This window comes from Methylobacterium sp. GXF4 (assembly GCF_000272495.1).
GTDB classification, from domain to species: domain Bacteria; phylum Pseudomonadota; class Alphaproteobacteria; order Rhizobiales; family Beijerinckiaceae; genus Methylobacterium; species Methylobacterium brachiatum.
The window spans coordinates 1-15,577 of record NZ_AKFK01000058.1; the positions used below are offsets into that span (position 1 = coordinate 1).

Annotated in this window: 14 protein-coding genes; 6 read left to right on the plus strand and 8 right to left on the minus strand. The window is 71.7% G+C overall.

The features are described 5' to 3' along the window. Positions 1-92: 92 nt before the first annotated feature. From WYO_RS13170 to WYO_RS13180, 3 genes are read right to left on the minus strand one after another with little or no spacing between them, the layout of a single operon-like run. Positions 93-929 (minus strand): IclR family transcriptional regulator, encoded by an 837-nt coding sequence (locus WYO_RS13170; RefSeq protein ID WP_007563151.1) that lies wholly within the window; start codon positions 927-929, stop codon positions 93-95. Further along, the gene (locus WYO_RS13175) at positions 926-1,663 is read right to left on the minus strand and encodes an enoyl-CoA hydratase-related protein (protein WP_007563153.1); all 738 of its coding nucleotides are present in this window, start codon (positions 1,661-1,663) and stop codon (positions 926-928) included. The genes WYO_RS13170 and WYO_RS13175 overlap by 4 nt, the downstream gene beginning before the upstream one ends. After that, a complete protein-coding gene (locus WYO_RS13180) occupies positions 1,660-2,676 on the minus strand; it encodes a nitronate monooxygenase family protein (protein ID WP_007563155.1) in 1,017 nt (338 codons plus the stop codon). Before WYO_RS13180 ends, WYO_RS13175 begins: the two co-directional genes overlap by 4 nt. Before the next feature lie 301 nt (positions 2,677-2,977). Here WYO_RS13180 and WYO_RS13185 point away from each other — a divergent pair, with 301 nt between their 5' ends. The 4 genes from WYO_RS13185 (at position 2,978) to WYO_RS13200 (ending at position 8,946) form a co-directional block, all read left to right on the plus strand. After that, positions 2,978-5,050, plus strand: a complete 2,073-nt coding sequence (locus tag WYO_RS13185; RefSeq protein ID WP_007563157.1) for a 3-hydroxyacyl-CoA dehydrogenase NAD-binding domain-containing protein — start codon at positions 2,978-2,980, stop codon at positions 5,048-5,050. 169 nt (positions 5,051-5,219) lie between these two features. Further along, on the plus strand, positions 5,220-6,404 hold the full coding sequence (locus WYO_RS13190; RefSeq protein WP_007563158.1) for an acetyl-CoA C-acyltransferase: 1,185 nt from the start codon (positions 5,220-5,222) through the stop codon (positions 6,402-6,404). Between the two features lie 2 nt (positions 6,405-6,406). Continuing rightward, positions 6,407-7,603: an acyl-CoA dehydrogenase family protein gene (locus WYO_RS13195; protein WP_007563160.1), complete on the plus strand. Its 1,197-nt coding sequence runs from the start codon at positions 6,407-6,409 to the stop codon at positions 7,601-7,603. A 188-nt stretch (positions 7,604-7,791) separates the two neighbouring features. Beyond that, on the plus strand, positions 7,792-8,946 hold the full coding sequence (locus WYO_RS13200) for an acyl-CoA dehydrogenase (RefSeq protein WP_007563161.1): 1,155 nt from the start codon (positions 7,792-7,794) through the stop codon (positions 8,944-8,946). A 177-nt stretch (positions 8,947-9,123) separates the two neighbouring features. Here WYO_RS13200 and WYO_RS13205 read toward each other — a convergent pair whose 3' ends face one another. The 4 genes from WYO_RS13205 to WYO_RS13220 all read right to left on the minus strand — a co-directional run bounded on the left by WYO_RS13205 (position 9,124) and on the right by WYO_RS13220 (position 12,274). Beyond that, positions 9,124-9,996, minus strand: coding sequence for a tetratricopeptide repeat protein (locus WYO_RS13205; protein ID WP_007563163.1), 873 nt, complete (start codon positions 9,994-9,996; stop codon positions 9,124-9,126). 281 nt (positions 9,997-10,277) lie between these two features. Next, positions 10,278-11,387, minus strand: a complete 1,110-nt coding sequence (locus WYO_RS13210) for a 5-(carboxyamino)imidazole ribonucleotide synthase (RefSeq protein WP_007563166.1) — start codon at positions 11,385-11,387, stop codon at positions 10,278-10,280. Next, positions 11,384-11,881: a 5-(carboxyamino)imidazole ribonucleotide mutase gene (purE, locus tag WYO_RS13215; protein ID WP_007563167.1), complete on the minus strand. Its 498-nt coding sequence runs from the start codon at positions 11,879-11,881 to the stop codon at positions 11,384-11,386. The genes WYO_RS13210 and purE overlap by 4 nt, the downstream gene beginning before the upstream one ends. A 174-nt stretch (positions 11,882-12,055) precedes the next feature. Further along, a complete protein-coding gene (locus WYO_RS13220) occupies positions 12,056-12,274 on the minus strand; it encodes a DUF465 domain-containing protein (protein ID WP_039902908.1) in 219 nt (72 codons plus the stop codon). Positions 12,275-12,447: 173 nt separating this feature from the next. Here WYO_RS13220 and WYO_RS13225 point away from each other — a divergent pair, with 173 nt between their 5' ends. Next, positions 12,448-12,630, plus strand: a complete 183-nt coding sequence (locus tag WYO_RS13225) for a DUF465 domain-containing protein (protein ID WP_007563171.1) — start codon at positions 12,448-12,450, stop codon at positions 12,628-12,630. A gap of 184 nt (positions 12,631-12,814) precedes the next feature. Here WYO_RS13225 and WYO_RS13230 read toward each other — a convergent pair whose 3' ends face one another. After that, positions 12,815-13,135, minus strand: a complete 321-nt coding sequence (locus WYO_RS13230; protein ID WP_039902909.1) for a GIY-YIG nuclease family protein — start codon at positions 13,133-13,135, stop codon at positions 12,815-12,817. A gap of 338 nt (positions 13,136-13,473) precedes the next feature. Here WYO_RS13230 and WYO_RS13235 point away from each other — a divergent pair, with 338 nt between their 5' ends. Continuing rightward, positions 13,474-15,399 carry a propionyl-CoA synthetase gene (locus tag WYO_RS13235; protein WP_007563173.1) on the plus strand — a complete coding sequence of 642 codons (1,926 nt, stop codon included), beginning with the start codon at positions 13,474-13,476 and terminating at the stop codon, positions 15,397-15,399. The last annotated feature ends 178 nt before the right edge of the window (positions 15,400-15,577 follow it).

A 15,577-nucleotide genomic window follows, 5' to 3' on the forward strand; every position in this document is an offset into this window, starting at 1 on the left:
GCGGGTCCAGGGCAGAGCCCTGGTCACTCGGGGGCTCCGCCCCCGAACCCCGCCCAAGGGCACGCCCTTTGGAAACCCCATCCCATGAGCCTTCAGGCGCCCATCACGCCGTCGAGGCCGCGCACCGCCGCGACGAGTTTCGGGCGGACCACGTCCATCAGGAACCGGGCGTCGGTGATGACGGTCGGGCCGCCGCAATTGACCGACATCGGCGGCAGGCCGCCGCCGGGATGGAAGCCCACGCCGATGGCGCAGACCGTCTCCTGCCACTCGCCGAACGAGGTGCAGCAGCCGATCTCTCGATGCTCGGCCACCGCCCGGTCGAGGCCGGCGCGCAGGGCGGGCCAGGCCACCGGGTCGAGGGCCTTCAGGTCCTCGTAGATGCTCTCGCGCTCGCGCTCGGGGCAGACCGCCACGTAGGCGCGGCCCATGGCGCTGCGGGCGAGCGAGATCCGCGAGCCGGTATCGAGGTTCAGCGAGATCGCGGCGGGGCCCCGCTGGCAATCGACGTAGCGCATGCTCAGGCGGTCGCGCACCCCGAGCCCCACCGAGGCGTTCGCCGCCTCCGCGACCGCCCGCAGCACCGGCCGGGCGATGCCGCGCACGTCGAGCCCGCCGAGGGCCGCCGAGCTCAGGGCGATCGTCGCATTGCCGAGCCGGTAGCGGCCGGTCTCGGCGGTGTGGTGCAGGTAGCCGAGCTTGGTCAGCGTGTAGGTCAGGCGCGAGACGGTGGAGCGCGGCAGGCCGCAGGCCGCAGCCAGGTCGTGGTTGGCGAGGCTGGTCCGCCCCGGCCCGAAACAGGCGAGCACCGCGAGGCCGCGGGCGAGCGCCGTGACGAAGTGGCGATCCTCCTTGGCGCCGTCCTCCTTGGTGCCGTCGCCCGGCGCGGCCTCGGGATCGGCGAGCAGGGCCTCGTCCGCGGCGTTCATCGGCGCAGGAACGCCGCGAAGGCCGCCTGCGCCTCCGGGCCCCGGCGGAGCGCGTGGAACACCTCCGCCTCCTCGGCCAGGGCATGGGCGACGCTGGCGTCCTGGCCCCGGCGCAGGGCCCGCTTGGTCGCCGCGATCGAGACCGGGGGCAGGGCCGCGAGGGAACGGGCCCGGGCGAGGGCAACCTCCAGGGCCGTCCCCTGCGGGACGGCGGCGTTGACGAGCCCGGCCGTCACCGCCTCCGCGGCGCCGAACGGCTCGCCCAGCATCAGCAACTCGGCCGCCCGCTTGGTGCCGGCGATGAGCGGCAGGAGGTAGCTCGACCCGCCTTCCGGGCTGAGGCCGAGCGCCGTGAACGGCAGGCGGAAGCGGGCGCCGTCCCCGGCATAGGCGAGGTCGCAATGCAGCAGCAGCGTCGTGCCGATGCCGACCGCGTGCCCCTCCACCGCCGCGACGACGGGTTTCGGGCAACCGCGCAGGGCCTTCAGGAAGGTCAGGCCCGGGCTGTCGCCGGCGGCCTCGACATCCTGGAAGTCCTTGAGATCGTTGCCGGCGGTGAAGCAGCCCCCCGCCCCGGTGAGCACCACGGCGCGCAGGGTCGCGTCGGCCCTGGCGGCGTCGAAGGCGGCGGCGAGGCCCGCATAGGTCGCCCGGTCGAGGGCGTTACGGCGCTCCGGCCGGTCGATGGTGACCAGCCGGATCCCGGGCTCTGGATCGGCGACGCGGACGCTCAAGAGACGGCCTCGCCGGCATAGTCCTCGGAAACGCCCGCGAGCCCGGCCCGGGCGGCGGCGTATTCCCGGGCGAGCCGGGCGACGAGGTCGGCGGTGGCCGGGGCGTCCGCGATGGTGCCGACACCCTGGCCGGCGCCCCAGACGTCCCGCCACGCCTTCACGCCGGCGCTGCCGAAATCCATCGCGGTCTTGTCGCGCGCCGGGAGCCCCTCGGGATCGAGCCCGGCGGCGCGGATGCTGGGCGTCAGGTAATTGCCCGGCACGCCGGTGAAGTAGGGGGTGTAGAGGATGTCGGCGGCGGCGCTGCCGGCGATCATGTCCTTGTAGCCCGACGCCGCGTTGGCCTCCCGGGTGGCGATGAACCGGGTGCCCATATAGGCGAGGTCGGCGCCCATGGCCTGGGCGGCGAGGATCGCCGAGCCGGTGGTGATCGCCCCCGACAGGATCAGCGGCCCATCGTAGAAGCGGCGGATCTCGCCGACCAGGGCGAAGGGGCTCAGCGTGCCGGCATGGCCCCCGGCGCCGGCGCAGACCAGGATCAGCCCGTCGACCCCGGCCTCCAGGGCCTTCTCGGCGTGGCGAACCGTGGTGACGTCGTGGAACACCACGCCGCCATAGGCATGGACCGGGCGGATCACCGCGTCCGGGGCCCGCAGCGAGGTGATGATGATCGGCACACGGTGCCGGACGCAGGCCTCGACATCCTGGGCCAGGCGGTCGTTCGAGGCGTGGACGATCTGATTGACCGCGAAGGGCGCGATCTTCCGCGTCTGATCCTTCGCGCGCGCGTCAGCGAGCGTGCGCGTGATCGTCGAAAGCCATTCGTCGAGCAATTCGGCCGGCCGCGCGTTGAGCGCCGGGAACGCGCCGACCACGCCGGCCAGGCATTGCGCGATCACCAGCTCCGGTCCCGAGACGATGAACATCGGCGCGCAGATCACCGGCAGGGCGAGCCGGCCGCGCAGGACGTCCGGCAGGCGGCTGGCCGGACCCTGTTCGGGGCCGTCGCTCATCGGAGGCTGCCGGGTTGCTGGCCGATACCGCGCAAAGCGATCCTCCCTGATGGATCGGGCGACCCGGCCCTTGGAACCCGGCTGGGCGGGTTCGAGCCGGACTCGCGCCCGGGGCGGGCCTGAATGGCATGGCGCTCGGCACCGGTCAAACAGTCCGGCCGGATCGCGTCTGCAATGCGGAACGCGCCGCGGGACGTCACACGCGACGCCGCCACATCCTTGACGCGCCGGCCACCGCAGATCAACATCCCGCAAAACTGCGAACGATAATTCTGCACTGCAGAACAGGGAGAAAGCCGCTTTGGTTCGTTACGAGGTCGATGGCGGCGTGGCCGTGCTCACGCTCGCCAACCCGCCGGTCAACGCGCTGGGCGCCGCGCTGCGGGCTGCCCTCGACGGCGCTTTGGCGCGGGCGGAGGCCGACGAAGCGGTCCGGGCGATCGTGCTGGCGGCCGAGGGCAAGGTGTTCGTCGGCGGCGCCGACATCTCGGAATTCGGCAAGCCGCCCCAGGCGCCGAGCCTGCCGGACGTGCTGGAGCGGCTCGATGCCGGGCGGAAGCCTGTGGTGGCGGCGATCGGCGGCGCGGCGCTGGGCGGCGGGCTGGAACTGGCGATGGCCTGCCACGGCCGGGTCGCGGCGCCCGCGGCCAAGCTCGGCCTGCCGGAGATCAAGCTCGGCATCATCCCGGGGGCCGGGGGCACGCAGCGCCTGCCGCGGCTGATCGGGCCGGACGCCGCCTTCACGATGATGCTCACCGGCGAGCCGGTCTCGGCGGAAATTGCCGCCAAGCTCGGGATCGTCGACGCCGTGGTGCTGGGCGACCTCGTGCCGGCCGCCCGCATCCGGGCCCTGGAACTGGCCGATTCCGGCGCCCTGCCGCGGGTGCGCGACCGGGTGGACACGCTGACCCCGGAGGCCCGCCAGGCCTTCGAGGCCAAGGCCGAGGCGGCGGTCAAGCGCGATCCCGAGGCGACCAACGTCCACGCCCTCGCCCGGGCGGTGCGCGCCGGCCTGGACCCGGACGCGTTCGACGCGGCCGTCGCCGTCGAGCGGGCCGAGTTCCGCACGCTGGTGGAGGATCCGCGCTCCAAGGCCCTGCGCTACGCCTTCTTCGCCGAGCGCGAGGCCGCCCGGGTGCCGGGCCTGTCGAAGGACACGCCCCGCCGCCCCGTCGAGACCGCCGCCGTGATCGGCGCCGGCACCATGGGCGGCGGCATCGCGATGTGCTTCGCCAATGCCGGCATCCCGGTCACCGTGATCGAGACCGAGGCCGGCGCCCTGGAGCGCGGCCTCGACCGGGTGAAGGGCCTCTATGCCGGCTCGGCCAAGCGCGGCTCGATCACCGAGGCCCAGCGCGACGAACGGATCGGCCGGATCACCGGGGCGATCGGCCTCGAGAACGCCGGAGAGGCCGACATCGTCATCGAGGCGGCCTTCGAGGACATGGCGGTCAAGCGCGAGATCTTTTCCAAGCTCGACGGCATCGCCAAGCCGGGCGCGATCCTGGCGACCAACACCTCCTATCTCGACGTCGACGCCATCGCGGCGGTGACCGGCCGTCCGCAGGACGTGCTCGGCCTGCATTTCTTCAGCCCGGCCAACGTCATGCGCCTCGTCGAGGTGGTCCGCGCCAGCAAGACCGCGCCCGACGTGCTCGCCACCGCGCTGCATCTGGCCAAGCGCCTCAACAAGCTGCCGGTGACGGTGGGCGTCTGCTTCGGCTTCGTCGGCAACCGCATCCTGGAGCGCCGCAGCCGCGCCGCCGAGCGCCTGCTACTCGAAGGCGCCCTGCCGCACGCGGTCGATGCCGCCGTGACCGGCTTCGGCTTCCGGATGGGCCCCTTCGCCATGAGCGACCTCGCCGGCCTCGATATCGGCTGGCGCTCCCGCAAGGATTTCGGCGGCCGGGCGCCGGTCGCCGACGCGCTGGCCGAGATGGGCCGGTTCGGCCAGAAGACCGGCCGCGGTTTTTTTGTGTATTCGGACGGCGCCAGGACCGGGACACGCGATCCCAAGGTTGAAGCGCTGATCGAGAAGACCGCCGCCGAGCACGGCATCGCGCGCCGGAGCTTCACGCCGGACGAGATCATCGCCCGGCTGATGTACCCGATGGTCAACGAGGGCGCCCGGATCCTCGAGGAGGGGATCGCGGCGCGGCCCGGCGACATCGATACGATCTGGATCAACGGCTACAACTGGCCGGCCTGGCGCGGCGGCCCGATGCACTGGGCCGACACGGTCGGGCTCAAGCATGTCGCCGAGGCGCTGACGCGCTTCGCCCGGGAGACCGGCGACGACAGCCAGGAGCCGGCGCCGCTGCTGCGCAAGCTGGCGGAATCGGGCGGACGCTTCGCCGACTGGAAGGCGCGCTGATGCCCTGTCGGTTTCGCCGGGCCAAGTCCCGGTTTCGAAAGGTCGGGGACCTTTCGCGGGTGCAGGGCAGCGCCCTGCTGCCGGCCTCCATCCCGCGCAGCGTCGGGGCGTCGCCCCGACACCCCACCAAAGGGCGTGACGCCCTTTGGGAACCCCAGAGGACCCCGGCATGACCGACGCGGTGATCGTCTCGACCGCCCGCACGCCGATCGGCAAGGCCCATCGCGGCGCGCTGAACCTCACCCGGGGCGCCGACCTCGCCGCCCACGCGATCCGGGGCGCCCTGGACCGGGCCCGGCTGAAGCCGGAGGCCGTGGAAGAGGTGGTGCTCGGCTGCGGCTATCCGGAGAACGCCACCGGCGGCAACGTCGCCCGCCACGCGGCCCTGGTGGCGGGGATCCCGGTGGAGTCGGCGGGCGTCACGGTCTCGCGCTTCTGCGCCTCGGGGCTCGAGGCGATCGCCAGCGCGGCCCGGCGGATCATCCTCGACGGCGTGCCGGTGGCGGCGGCCGGCGGGGTCGAGTCGATCAGCCTGGTCCAGCCGAAGGTGCAGCGGGAATTGACCCGCAACGCCTGGCTGGAGGCGCACCTGCCGGCGATCTACATGCCGATGATCGAGACCGCCGACATCGTCGCCACGCGCTACGGCATCTCCCGGGAGGCGCAGGACGCCTTCGCGCTGGAGAGCCAGCGCCGCACCGCCGCCGCGCAGGCGCAGGGCCTGTTCGACGACGAGATCGTCCCGATGAGCGCCGTGATGGCGGTGGCCGACAAGGCCACCGGCGAGACCCGGGAGGTCGAGACGCGGCTCGCCAAGGACGAGGGCAACCGGCCCGACACGACCCTCGAAGGCCTCGCGAAGCTCAAGCCCGTGCGCGGGGAGGGCGCCTTCATCACCGCCGGCAATGCCAGCCAGCTCTCGGACGGCGCCGCCGCCAGCGTGCTGATGTCGGCCGAAGAGGCGGCCCGGCGGGGCCTGACGCCGCTGGGCACCTTCCGGGGCTTCGCCTCGGCCGGCTGCGGCCCGGACGAGATGGGCATCGGCCCGGTCTTCGCGGTGTCGCGCCTGCTGGAGCGCCAGGGGCTCAGGGTCGCCGATATCGACCTGTGGGAGCTGAACGAGGCCTTCGCGTCCCAGTCGGTCTATTGCCGGGACAGGCTCGGGATCGATCCCGACACGGTCAACGTCAACGGCGGCGCCATCGCGGTCGGCCATCCGTTCGGCATGTCGGGGGCGCGGCTCGTGGGCCACGCCCTGCTGGAGGGCCGCCGCCGCGGGGCGCGCTACGCCGTGGTGACGATGTGCGTCGCCGGCGGCCAGGGCTGCGCCGGCCTGTTCGAGATCGGGGGCTGATTATGGATCTCCGCTTCACCCCGGACGAGATCGCGTTCCGCGATAAGGTCCGCAGCTTCTGCCGGACGGAGATCCCGGCCGAGATCCGAAAGAAGGTCTCGGAGGGGCGCAGCCTCGCCAAGGAGGACATCGTCGCCAGCCAGCGGATCCTCAACGCCAAGGGCTGGGCAGTGCCGCACTGGCCGCAGGAATGGGGCGGCCGGGATTGGACCCCGATCCAGCGCTACATCTACACCGAGGAACTGTTCCAGGCGGCGGTGCCGCTGCCGCAGCAGTTCAACTGCTACATGTTCGGCCCGGTGCTCGCGACCTTCGGCCGGCAGGACCAGAAGGCGCGCTTCCTGCCGCGTGCGGCCAATCTCGACGATTGGTGGTGCCAGGGCTTCTCCGAGCCCGGCGCCGGCTCCGACCTGGCCTCGCTCAAGACCAAGGCGGTGCGCGACGGCGGCCACTACGTGGTGGACGGCCAGAAGACCTGGACGACGCTGGGCCAGCACGCCGACTGGATCTTCTGCCTCGTGCGCACCGATTTCGAGGCGAAGAAGCAGCGCGGCATCTCCTTCTTGCTCATCGACATGAAGAGCCCCGGCATCACCGTGCGGCCGATCCTCACGCTGGAGGGCCGCCACGAGGTCAACGAGGTTTTCTTCGACGCGGTGCGGGTGCCGGTCGAGAACCTGGTCGGCGAGGAGAACAAGGGCTGGGACTACGCCAAATTCCTGCTCGCCAACGAGCGCACCGGCATCGCCCGGATCGGCCTCACCAAGGAACGGATTGCCCGGATCAAGCGCCTCGCCAAGGAGATGCCGGCGGGCTCCGGCACCATGTGGGACGACCGCGACTTCCGCGGCCGGGTCGCCGAGGTCGAGGTCGAGCTGAAGGCGCTGGAGATCACCCAGATGCGGGTGGCGGCCAAGCAGGGCCGGGCGGATTCGGTGGAGCCCGATCCCGCCTCCTCGCTCCTCAAGATCCGCGGCTCGCAGCTCCAGCAGGCGGCGACCGAGTTGCTGGTCGAGCTCGCCGGCCCGTTCGCCCTGGCGGCGCCGGCCCGCGGGGCCGGGGGCAACAACCTGCCGGGCGGCTTCGACTGGGTCGATGCGGCGGCGCCGAGCTACTTCAACAACCGCAAGGTCTCGATCTACGGCGGCTCCAACGAGATCCAGCACAACGTCATCGCGAAGGGGATTCTGGGGCTGTGACGACAACGTCCATCCCACCCACCCCCTCATCCTGAGATGCGGCGCAGCCGCCTCGAAGGAGGCCTCCCGGGATCGCGCGGCCGGCTGGAGCCCTCCTTCGAGGCCTTCGCTGCGCTCCGGCACCTCAGGATGAGGGGGTTGGACAGGACGGACGGGGTGACGGAGCGAAGCGAGACAAGGAACGCGACATGGATTTCGACCTGAACGAGGACCAGTCGCTCCTGCGCGACAGCGTCGAGCGGCTGGCGGCGGACCTGTACCCGTCGCTGGAGAGCCGGCAGGCGCGGCTGAAGGCCCCGCTGGGCTTCCCCGAGGCCGGCTGGGCGGCCTTCGCCGAGCTCGGCGTCACCGGCCTGCCCTTCTCCGAGGAGCAGGGCGGGCTCGCCGGCGGCCCGGTGGAGACCATGCTGGTCATGGAAGCGGTGGGACGCAACCTCGTGGTCGAGCCCCTGTTCGCGAGCCTGGTGCTCGGCGCGACGGCGCTCCGGCTCGGCGGCAGCCCGGCGCAGACGGAGCGGATCCTGCCCGGCGTGATCGACGGCAGCCTGCGGCTCACCCTGGCCCATACCGAGCGCCAGTCGCGCTACGACCTCCACGACGTGGCGACCACGGCCCGGCGTTCGGGCGAAACGTTCGTGCTCAGCGGGGCCAAGAGCGTCGTGCCCAATGCCGACGCGGCCGGGCTGATGGTGGTCTCCGCCCGGGTCTCCGGGGAGCGGCGCGACCCGCACGGGATCGGGCTGTTCCTGGTGCCGACCGATGCCGCGGGGGTGGCGATCGAGGCCTACCCGACCCAGGATGGCGGGCGCGCCGCCGAGGTGTCGTTCTCGGACGTCGCGCTCCCGGCCGACGCGGCTTTGGGCGATCCCGAGGGGGGCCTGACGCTGCTGGAGCGGGTGGTCGAGCACGGCATCGCGGCGCTCGCCGCCGAGGCGGTGGGCTCCATGGACGCGCTGCACAAGCTGACGGTGGAGTATCTCAAGACCCGCACGCAGTTCGGCGTCAGCGTCGGCTCGTTCCAGGCGCTGCAGCACCGGGCCGTGGACATGCTGATCCAGCTGGAGCAGGCGCGGTCGATGGCGCTCTACGCCGCCATGATGGTGGAGGCGGAGGATCCCGCGGCGCGGGCGGCGGCGCTGGCGGCCGTGAAGGTGCAGATCAACAAGGCCTGCCGGTTCGTCGGCCAGGAGGCGGTGCAGCTCCACGGCGGCATCGGCATGACGCTCGAATATCTCGGCGCCCACCACTTCAAGCGGCTCGCCATGATCGAGTACCAGCTCGGCGACACCGCCCACCATTTGCGCCGGATCACGCAGAGCGAGAACGGGCTGCTGGCGGCGTGAGGGGCGATTTTCCCCTCACCTCATCATACCCAGCCCCCTCATCCTGAGGCGCGCGCGCAGAGAGTCTCGAAGGAGCCTTCCAGGGATCGCGCGGCTGGCTGGAGCCCTCCTTCGAGGCCTCCGCTTCGCTCCGTCGCCTCAGGATGAGGGAGGTGGGTGGGTGGACCGGACGGGATCCTAGTTGAACAGCGAGCCCACCCCGCCCTGCACGCGGCCCAACCCGGCGCGGGCGACGGCGTTGTTGGGGTCGATCACGGCGGCGCGCTGGTAGTTCTCGAGCGCCTCCTTGCGCTGGCCCGACTTCTCGTAGGCCAGGCCCCGATAGGCCCAGGAGGTGGCGTCCTTGTTGTTCACGTTGAGCGCCGCGTTGTAGTCCTCGATCGCCTTCGGGTACTGGTTGGTGGCGATCAGGCTCTGGCCGCGGGCCGCGTAGGGCGCGGACACGAACGGGTTGCGGTCGATGGCGGCGTCGAAATCGGCGATCGCCTGGGTCTCCTGGCCCTGTTTCTGCCGGACCAGGCCGCGGGCGTGGTAGGCCTCGGCCGATTCGGGCATCAGCCGGATCGCGACGTTGAGGTCGGAGAGCGCCTGGTCGAGGTTGCCCTGGGCGCGCTCGACATTGGCGCGGCCGATATAGGCCGGGCCGTAATTCGGATCGATGCTGATCGCCTTGCTGAAATCCTGAAGGGCGGCGGCGTCGCGGCCGACCTGGCGCTCGGCCAGCGCGCGGTTGTTGTAGGCCGAGCCCGAATTCGGGTCGATGCTGATCGCCTTGGTGAAGTCCGCGATGGCGTCGTTGAACTGGCCGGCCCGGGCATAGGCGGCGCCGCGGGTGTTGTAGGCGGCGGCGTCGTTCGGGTTGCGCTGGATCACCTCGGTGAGCGAGGCGATATTGACGTTGGTCGCGCCCGTGGTGTCGGTCTCCACCACCGCGTATTGCCGCGGGCTGGCGGCGCTGCCGACGGTTTCGCAGCCCGCAAGCGCCGCGGCCGAGAGCGTGGCCGCGCCGATCAGCGCGATCTTGTGTGCCAGCCCGTTGCGTACGATCATCGCCCCACTCTCCCCGGGGCGCGGCCCGCATCCCGCATGCCCACCCCGCCCCCGATTTGTCCGTCGCCCGGCCCGCGCCGCGCCCCTGGTCTCCGGGGCACCGTCGCGCATCGCGGTGAATGCCGGCTTAAGGATGCGCGGTCCCGCGACCGGTCACGCCGTGGTGGAAGCTTTGGGATGTGGCGAAGGTATGGCTTGGGGCCGCGCCGGCCCGGCCGCGCGGCATCCGGCCTGCGCGCGGCCCGGCCGGTGTGTTCCCGAAGCCGCAGAACCGGCCCCGGTCAGGCCTCCGGAACAGGCCCCAGCCGGGTGACGTGGCCCATCTTGCGGCCCGGCCGGGCCTCGCCCTTGCCGTAGAGGTGGAGGTGGGCGCCGGGCTCGGCGAGCAGGGCGGACCAGTCGTCGGCCTGGGCGCCGATCAGGTTGCGCATCTCCACCGACAGGCCGCCGACCCGGGCCGAATCGCCGAGAGGCCAGCCGGACACCGCCCGGACGTGCTGAGCGAATTGCGAGGTCGTCGCCCCCTCGATGGTCCAGTGCCCGGAATTGTGGACCCGCGGCGCGATCTCGTTGACCACCAGCCGCTCCGCGCCGTCCTCGCGCACCAAAAACATCTCGACGGCGAGCACGCCGACATAGTCCAGGGCGTCGGCAATCCGCTTGGCGATATCGAGGGCGGCGCGGGCGGTCTCGGGGGTGAGGCCGGGGGCCGGCACCCGGGTCAGCGTCAGGATATGGTCGCGGTGCTCGTTCTCGCACAGGTCGAAGGCCGCGAAGCTGCCGTCGCGGCCGCGGGCGGCCACCACCGAAACCTCGCGCTCGAACGGCACGAAGCCCTCAAGGATCAGCGGCGCGCCGCCGAATTCGGCGAACAGCGCGTTGCGGTCGCCCTCGGCGCGCTCGCGCAGGATGCGCTGGCCCTTGCCGTCGTAGCCGAACCGGCGGGTCTTGAGCACAGCCGGCAGGCCGAGCGCCGCGATCGCCCGGTCGAGGTCGTCGGGCGTGTCCACCGCCTGGAACGGCGCGGTCGGGATGCCGAGCCGGTTGATGAATTCCTTCTCGGTGAGGCGGTCCTGCGTCGTGGACAAGGCCTCGGCATTCGGGTGCAGGGGCGCGTGCCGGGCCAGGATGTCGGCGGTGGCGCGCGGGATGTTCTCGAACTCGTAGGTCACCACATCGACGCTCTGCGCGAAGCCGGCCAGCGCGGCGGCGTCGTCATAGGCCGCGCAGGTGGTGCGGGCGGCGACGTCGAAGGCGGGGCTGTCCCGGTCGGGCGCGTAGACATGCACCTTCAGCCCGTAATTGGCCGCCGCCAGCGCGATCATGCGCCCGAGCTGTCCACCGCCGACGATGCCGAGGGTGGAGCCGGGCTTCAGAGCTGTATCCGTCACGAAAGCTTGTCCGTCTCCGGCCGTTCGGCCACCGATGCGGTCTGGGCCGCGCGCCAGGCCTCCAGGCGTTCCGCTAGGTCCGAGTCGGCGAGCGCCAGCACCGCGGCGGCGAGCAGGGCGGCGTTGACCGCCCCGGCCCGGCCGATCGCCAGGGTCCCCACCGGGATGCCAGCCGGCATCTGCACAATCGACAGCAGGCTGTCCTGGCCGGACAGGGCCTTGGATTCCACCGGAACGCCGAAGACCGGCAGGCGGGTCATCGCGGCGGCCATGCCGGGCAGGTGCGCGGCCCCGCCGGCGCCCGCGATCACGACCTTGAACCCGGCCGCGACGGCGCCCTTGGCGAAGGCCACGAGCCGGTCGGGGGTGCGGTGGGCCGACACGATGCGGGTGTCGTGCGGCACGCCGAGCGCGTCGAGCGTCTCGGCGGCGTGCCGCATGGTCGCCCAATCGGACTGACTGCCCATGATGATCGCGACCGGAGGCGACGCCATCGTTGATCCCGGCAAAAGAGGCCGCTTACAGGCGGGGCGGGCCGGCGGCAAGGCGTCGCGCCGGCGCGTCCACCAACTTCGACGCCCGATCCCGCAGGATGGTTGCCGGCTCTGAGAGAACGAGGACGCGTCCCGAGGCCGTGGCCGCGCGGGATCGAGGTCCCGGACGCGGCCCTAGGCGATGATGTCCGGGGTCAGCGCGTCCTCGATGTGATAGATCCGGTCGCGCAGGGTCAGCTTGCGCTTCTTCAGACGCTGGATCTGGAGCTGGTCCCCGGCGACGCTGCGCTCCAGCGCCTCGATGGCGCTGTCGAGATCCCGATGCTCCTCGCGCAGCCGATTCAGCTCGGACTCGAGGTCCGACTGCCCGCTCTCACCCGACTCGTCCGCCATCATCACCCGCGGGATCGAAGACCGTTCCTTGTCGAAGAGCATGCGTCACGCCCCGCCGCGGGACAAGCCGGCCGGGCCGGCATTCGTCAGGCTTAGCCGGAGAAAAGGCTTCGACAGGTGTGGCATCCTGTGCCAGTCTCCGTGTGTCGGAACAATGACAGGAGATTCGACTCATGTCGCTGCAGACGCATCTGAGCCAACTCGCCCGGAAGCACGAAGCCCTCGAGCGTGAGATTCACGAGGCGATCCACAGGCCTTCGGCGAACGACCTCCACATTGCTGAACTGAAGCGACGGAAACTTCTCCTCAAGGACGAAATCAACAGGCTGCAGGCCGGCACGGACACGCTGCACTGAGCCGCGCCTGAGTCCCTCCCGGACATAGACGCAAGACGGCAGCCGCCGCGCCGGGCCGCCCGGCGCGGCGGCTTCTTTTGGGGGGACAGACCGTACTGTCCTACCCTGTCCCTCATCTTGAGGTGCCCGCGTCAGCGAGCCTCGAAAGAACTCTCCTTCGAGGCCTCCGCTTCGCTCCGTCGCCTCAGGATGAGGCGGATGGTTCGGAGAGGCGTTGTGCGGCTGGGCGCCTGGCCAGCATCCGCAGATCATCCCAGTCGCCGCGGATCAGTGCCTCTTTCTTGGCTCTGCTCCAGCCCTTGATGCGCCGCTCCGCCGCGACCGCGTCCGCGATGCGCTCGAACTGCTCGGCATAGACCAGCGTGACCGGCCGCCTCCGGCTGGTGTAGCCCGGATACGTGCCGGCCTCATGCTCGCTGAGGCGCTTGTCGAGGGACGCCCCGCGGGCGGAGCCGACATAATAGCTGCCGTCCGAGCACCGCAGCATGTACACGAACGCATTCACGGCCCGACTCATTCCGTCGCGGGACACCGAGCCTAGCGGTTTCTACCGCCCCTCCAACCCACCCCCTCATCCTGAGGTGCCGGAGCGCAGCGGAGGCCTCGAAGGAGCCCTCCAGCCGGCCGCGCGATCCCTGGAGGGCTCCTTCGAGGCCGCTGCGCGGCACCTCAGGATGAGGGGATTGGGTGGGAGGAGCGCATTCCCCCGCCGAGCCGGGTCCCACTCCATCCGGGGGCACCCGCACCCCCGACAAGCACCCACCCGCGCGCGCAACAAACCAGAATCAGCTAATCTCCCCGACGATGCCGCCGGAGAGCGGCTCCCGAGGACACGCCGCGCCGATGACCACCGCCAGCCCGCCGGGCCGCTATCCCGAGATCTACGACGCGGCGCGCCGCGACCCGGAGGCGTTCTGGCTGGAGGCGGCCCGGGCGCTCGACTGGGCTCGGAACCCGGCGCAGGCCTTCGCCCCCGAATCCAGCCCCTATGGCCGCTGGTTCCCGGACGGGACGCTCAACGCCTGCCACAACGCGGTGGACCGGCACGCCGAGGGGGCGCGGGCCGAGCAGGCGGCGATCCTGTACGATTCCCCCGTCACCGGGACGAAGCGCAGCATCAGCTACCGAGAGTTGCGCGATTCGGTGGCGGCGCTCGCCGCGGTGCTGGCCGAGCTCGGCGTCGGCAAGGGCGACCGGGTCGTGCTGTACATGCCGATGGTGCCCGAGGCCCTGTTCGGCATGCTGGCCTGCGCCCGGCTCGGGGCCGTTCACTCGGTGGTGTTCGGCGGCTTCGCGGCCAACGAGCTGGCGGTGCGGATCGAGGATGCCGCCCCGAAGGTGGTGCTGGCCGCCTCGTGCGGCCTCGAGCCGAACCGGGTGGTCGCCTACAAGCCGCTGCTGGACCTCGCGATCGCCACCTCCCGGCACAAGCCGGAAGCCTGCCTGATCCTGCAGCGGCCCCAATGCGCCGCGAGCCTGGTCGCGGGGCGCGACCACGACTGGGCCGAGACCGTCGCGGCCGCTCAAGCCGCGGGCAAGCGGGCCGCCTGCGTGCCGGTGGCCGCCACCGACCCGCTCTATATCCTCTACACCTCCGGCACGACCGGCAAGCCGAAGGGCGTGGTCCGGGATACCGGCGGCTACCTCGTGGCGCTCGCCTGGTCGATGCCGAACCTCTACGGCGTCCAGCCGGGCGAGACCTATTTCTGCGCCTCCGACATCGGCTGGGTGGTCGGCCATTCCTACATCGTCTACGCGCCGCTGCTGCACGGCTGCACCACCGTGCTGTACGAGGGCAAGCCGGTGGGCACGCCGGATGCCGGGGCGTTCTGGCGGGTGGTCGCCGAGCACGGCGTCGTCTGCCTGTTCACGGCGCCGACGGCGCTGCGCGCCATCAAGAAGGAGGATCCGGCCGGGTCGCTGATCGGCGCTTACGACCTCTCGGCCTTCCGCAGCCTGTTCCTGGCCGGGGAGCGGGCGGACCCGGATTCGGTCGCCTGGGCCGAGCGGGTGCTGGGCCGGCCGGTGATTGACCATTGGTGGCAGACCGAGACCGGCTGGCCGATCGCCGGCAATCCGCTGGGCCTCGGCCTCCTGCCGGTCAAGCACGGCAGCACCTGCGTGCCGATGCCGGGCTACCGGGTCGAGGTCCTGGACGAGGGCGGCAAGCCGGTCCCGCCCGGCACGATGGGCACGATCGCGATCCGCCTGCCCCTGCCGCCCGGCTGCCTGCCGACCCTCTGGGGCTCGGACGCGCGGATGCGGTCGAGCTACCTCGCCACCTTCCCGGGCTATTACGACACCTCGGATGCCGGGGTGATCGACGCCGACGGCTACATCACCGTGCTGGGTCGGACCGACGACATCATCAACGTCGCGGGCCACCGCCTGTCCACGGGCGGCATGGAGGCGGTGCTGGCCGGCCACCCGGATGTGGCCGAATGCGCGGTGATCGGCATCCGCGACGCGCTCAAGGGCGAGGTGCCCTGCGGCTTCGTGGTGCTGAAGGCCCGGGTCGACCGCGCCCCCGAGGACATCGAGCGCGAGCTGGTCGCCAAGGTGCGGGACGAGATCGGCCCGGTGGCGGCGTTCAAGCTGGCGCTCACCGTGCCGCGGCTGCCGAAAACCCGCTCCGGCAAGATCCTGCGCGCCACCATGAAGCGCATCGCCGACCACGAACCTTGGACCATGCCGGCGACCATCGACGACGCCACCGCCCTGGACGAGATCGACGCCAGCCTGAAGGGGCGGGGGATCGGCGCCGGCTGATCACGCGTCGCGATCCGGGTTCCCGAAGGGCCTGAGGCCCTTCGGCGGGGTTCGGGGCGCGCAGCCCCGATCTCGGGCGAAGCCCGACACCAGGGCTCCGCCCTGGACCCGCAAAAGGTCCCGGACCTTTTGAAGCTGCGACGGTTTCGAGGCTCGCCGCAGCCGCCCCTTGCGCCCC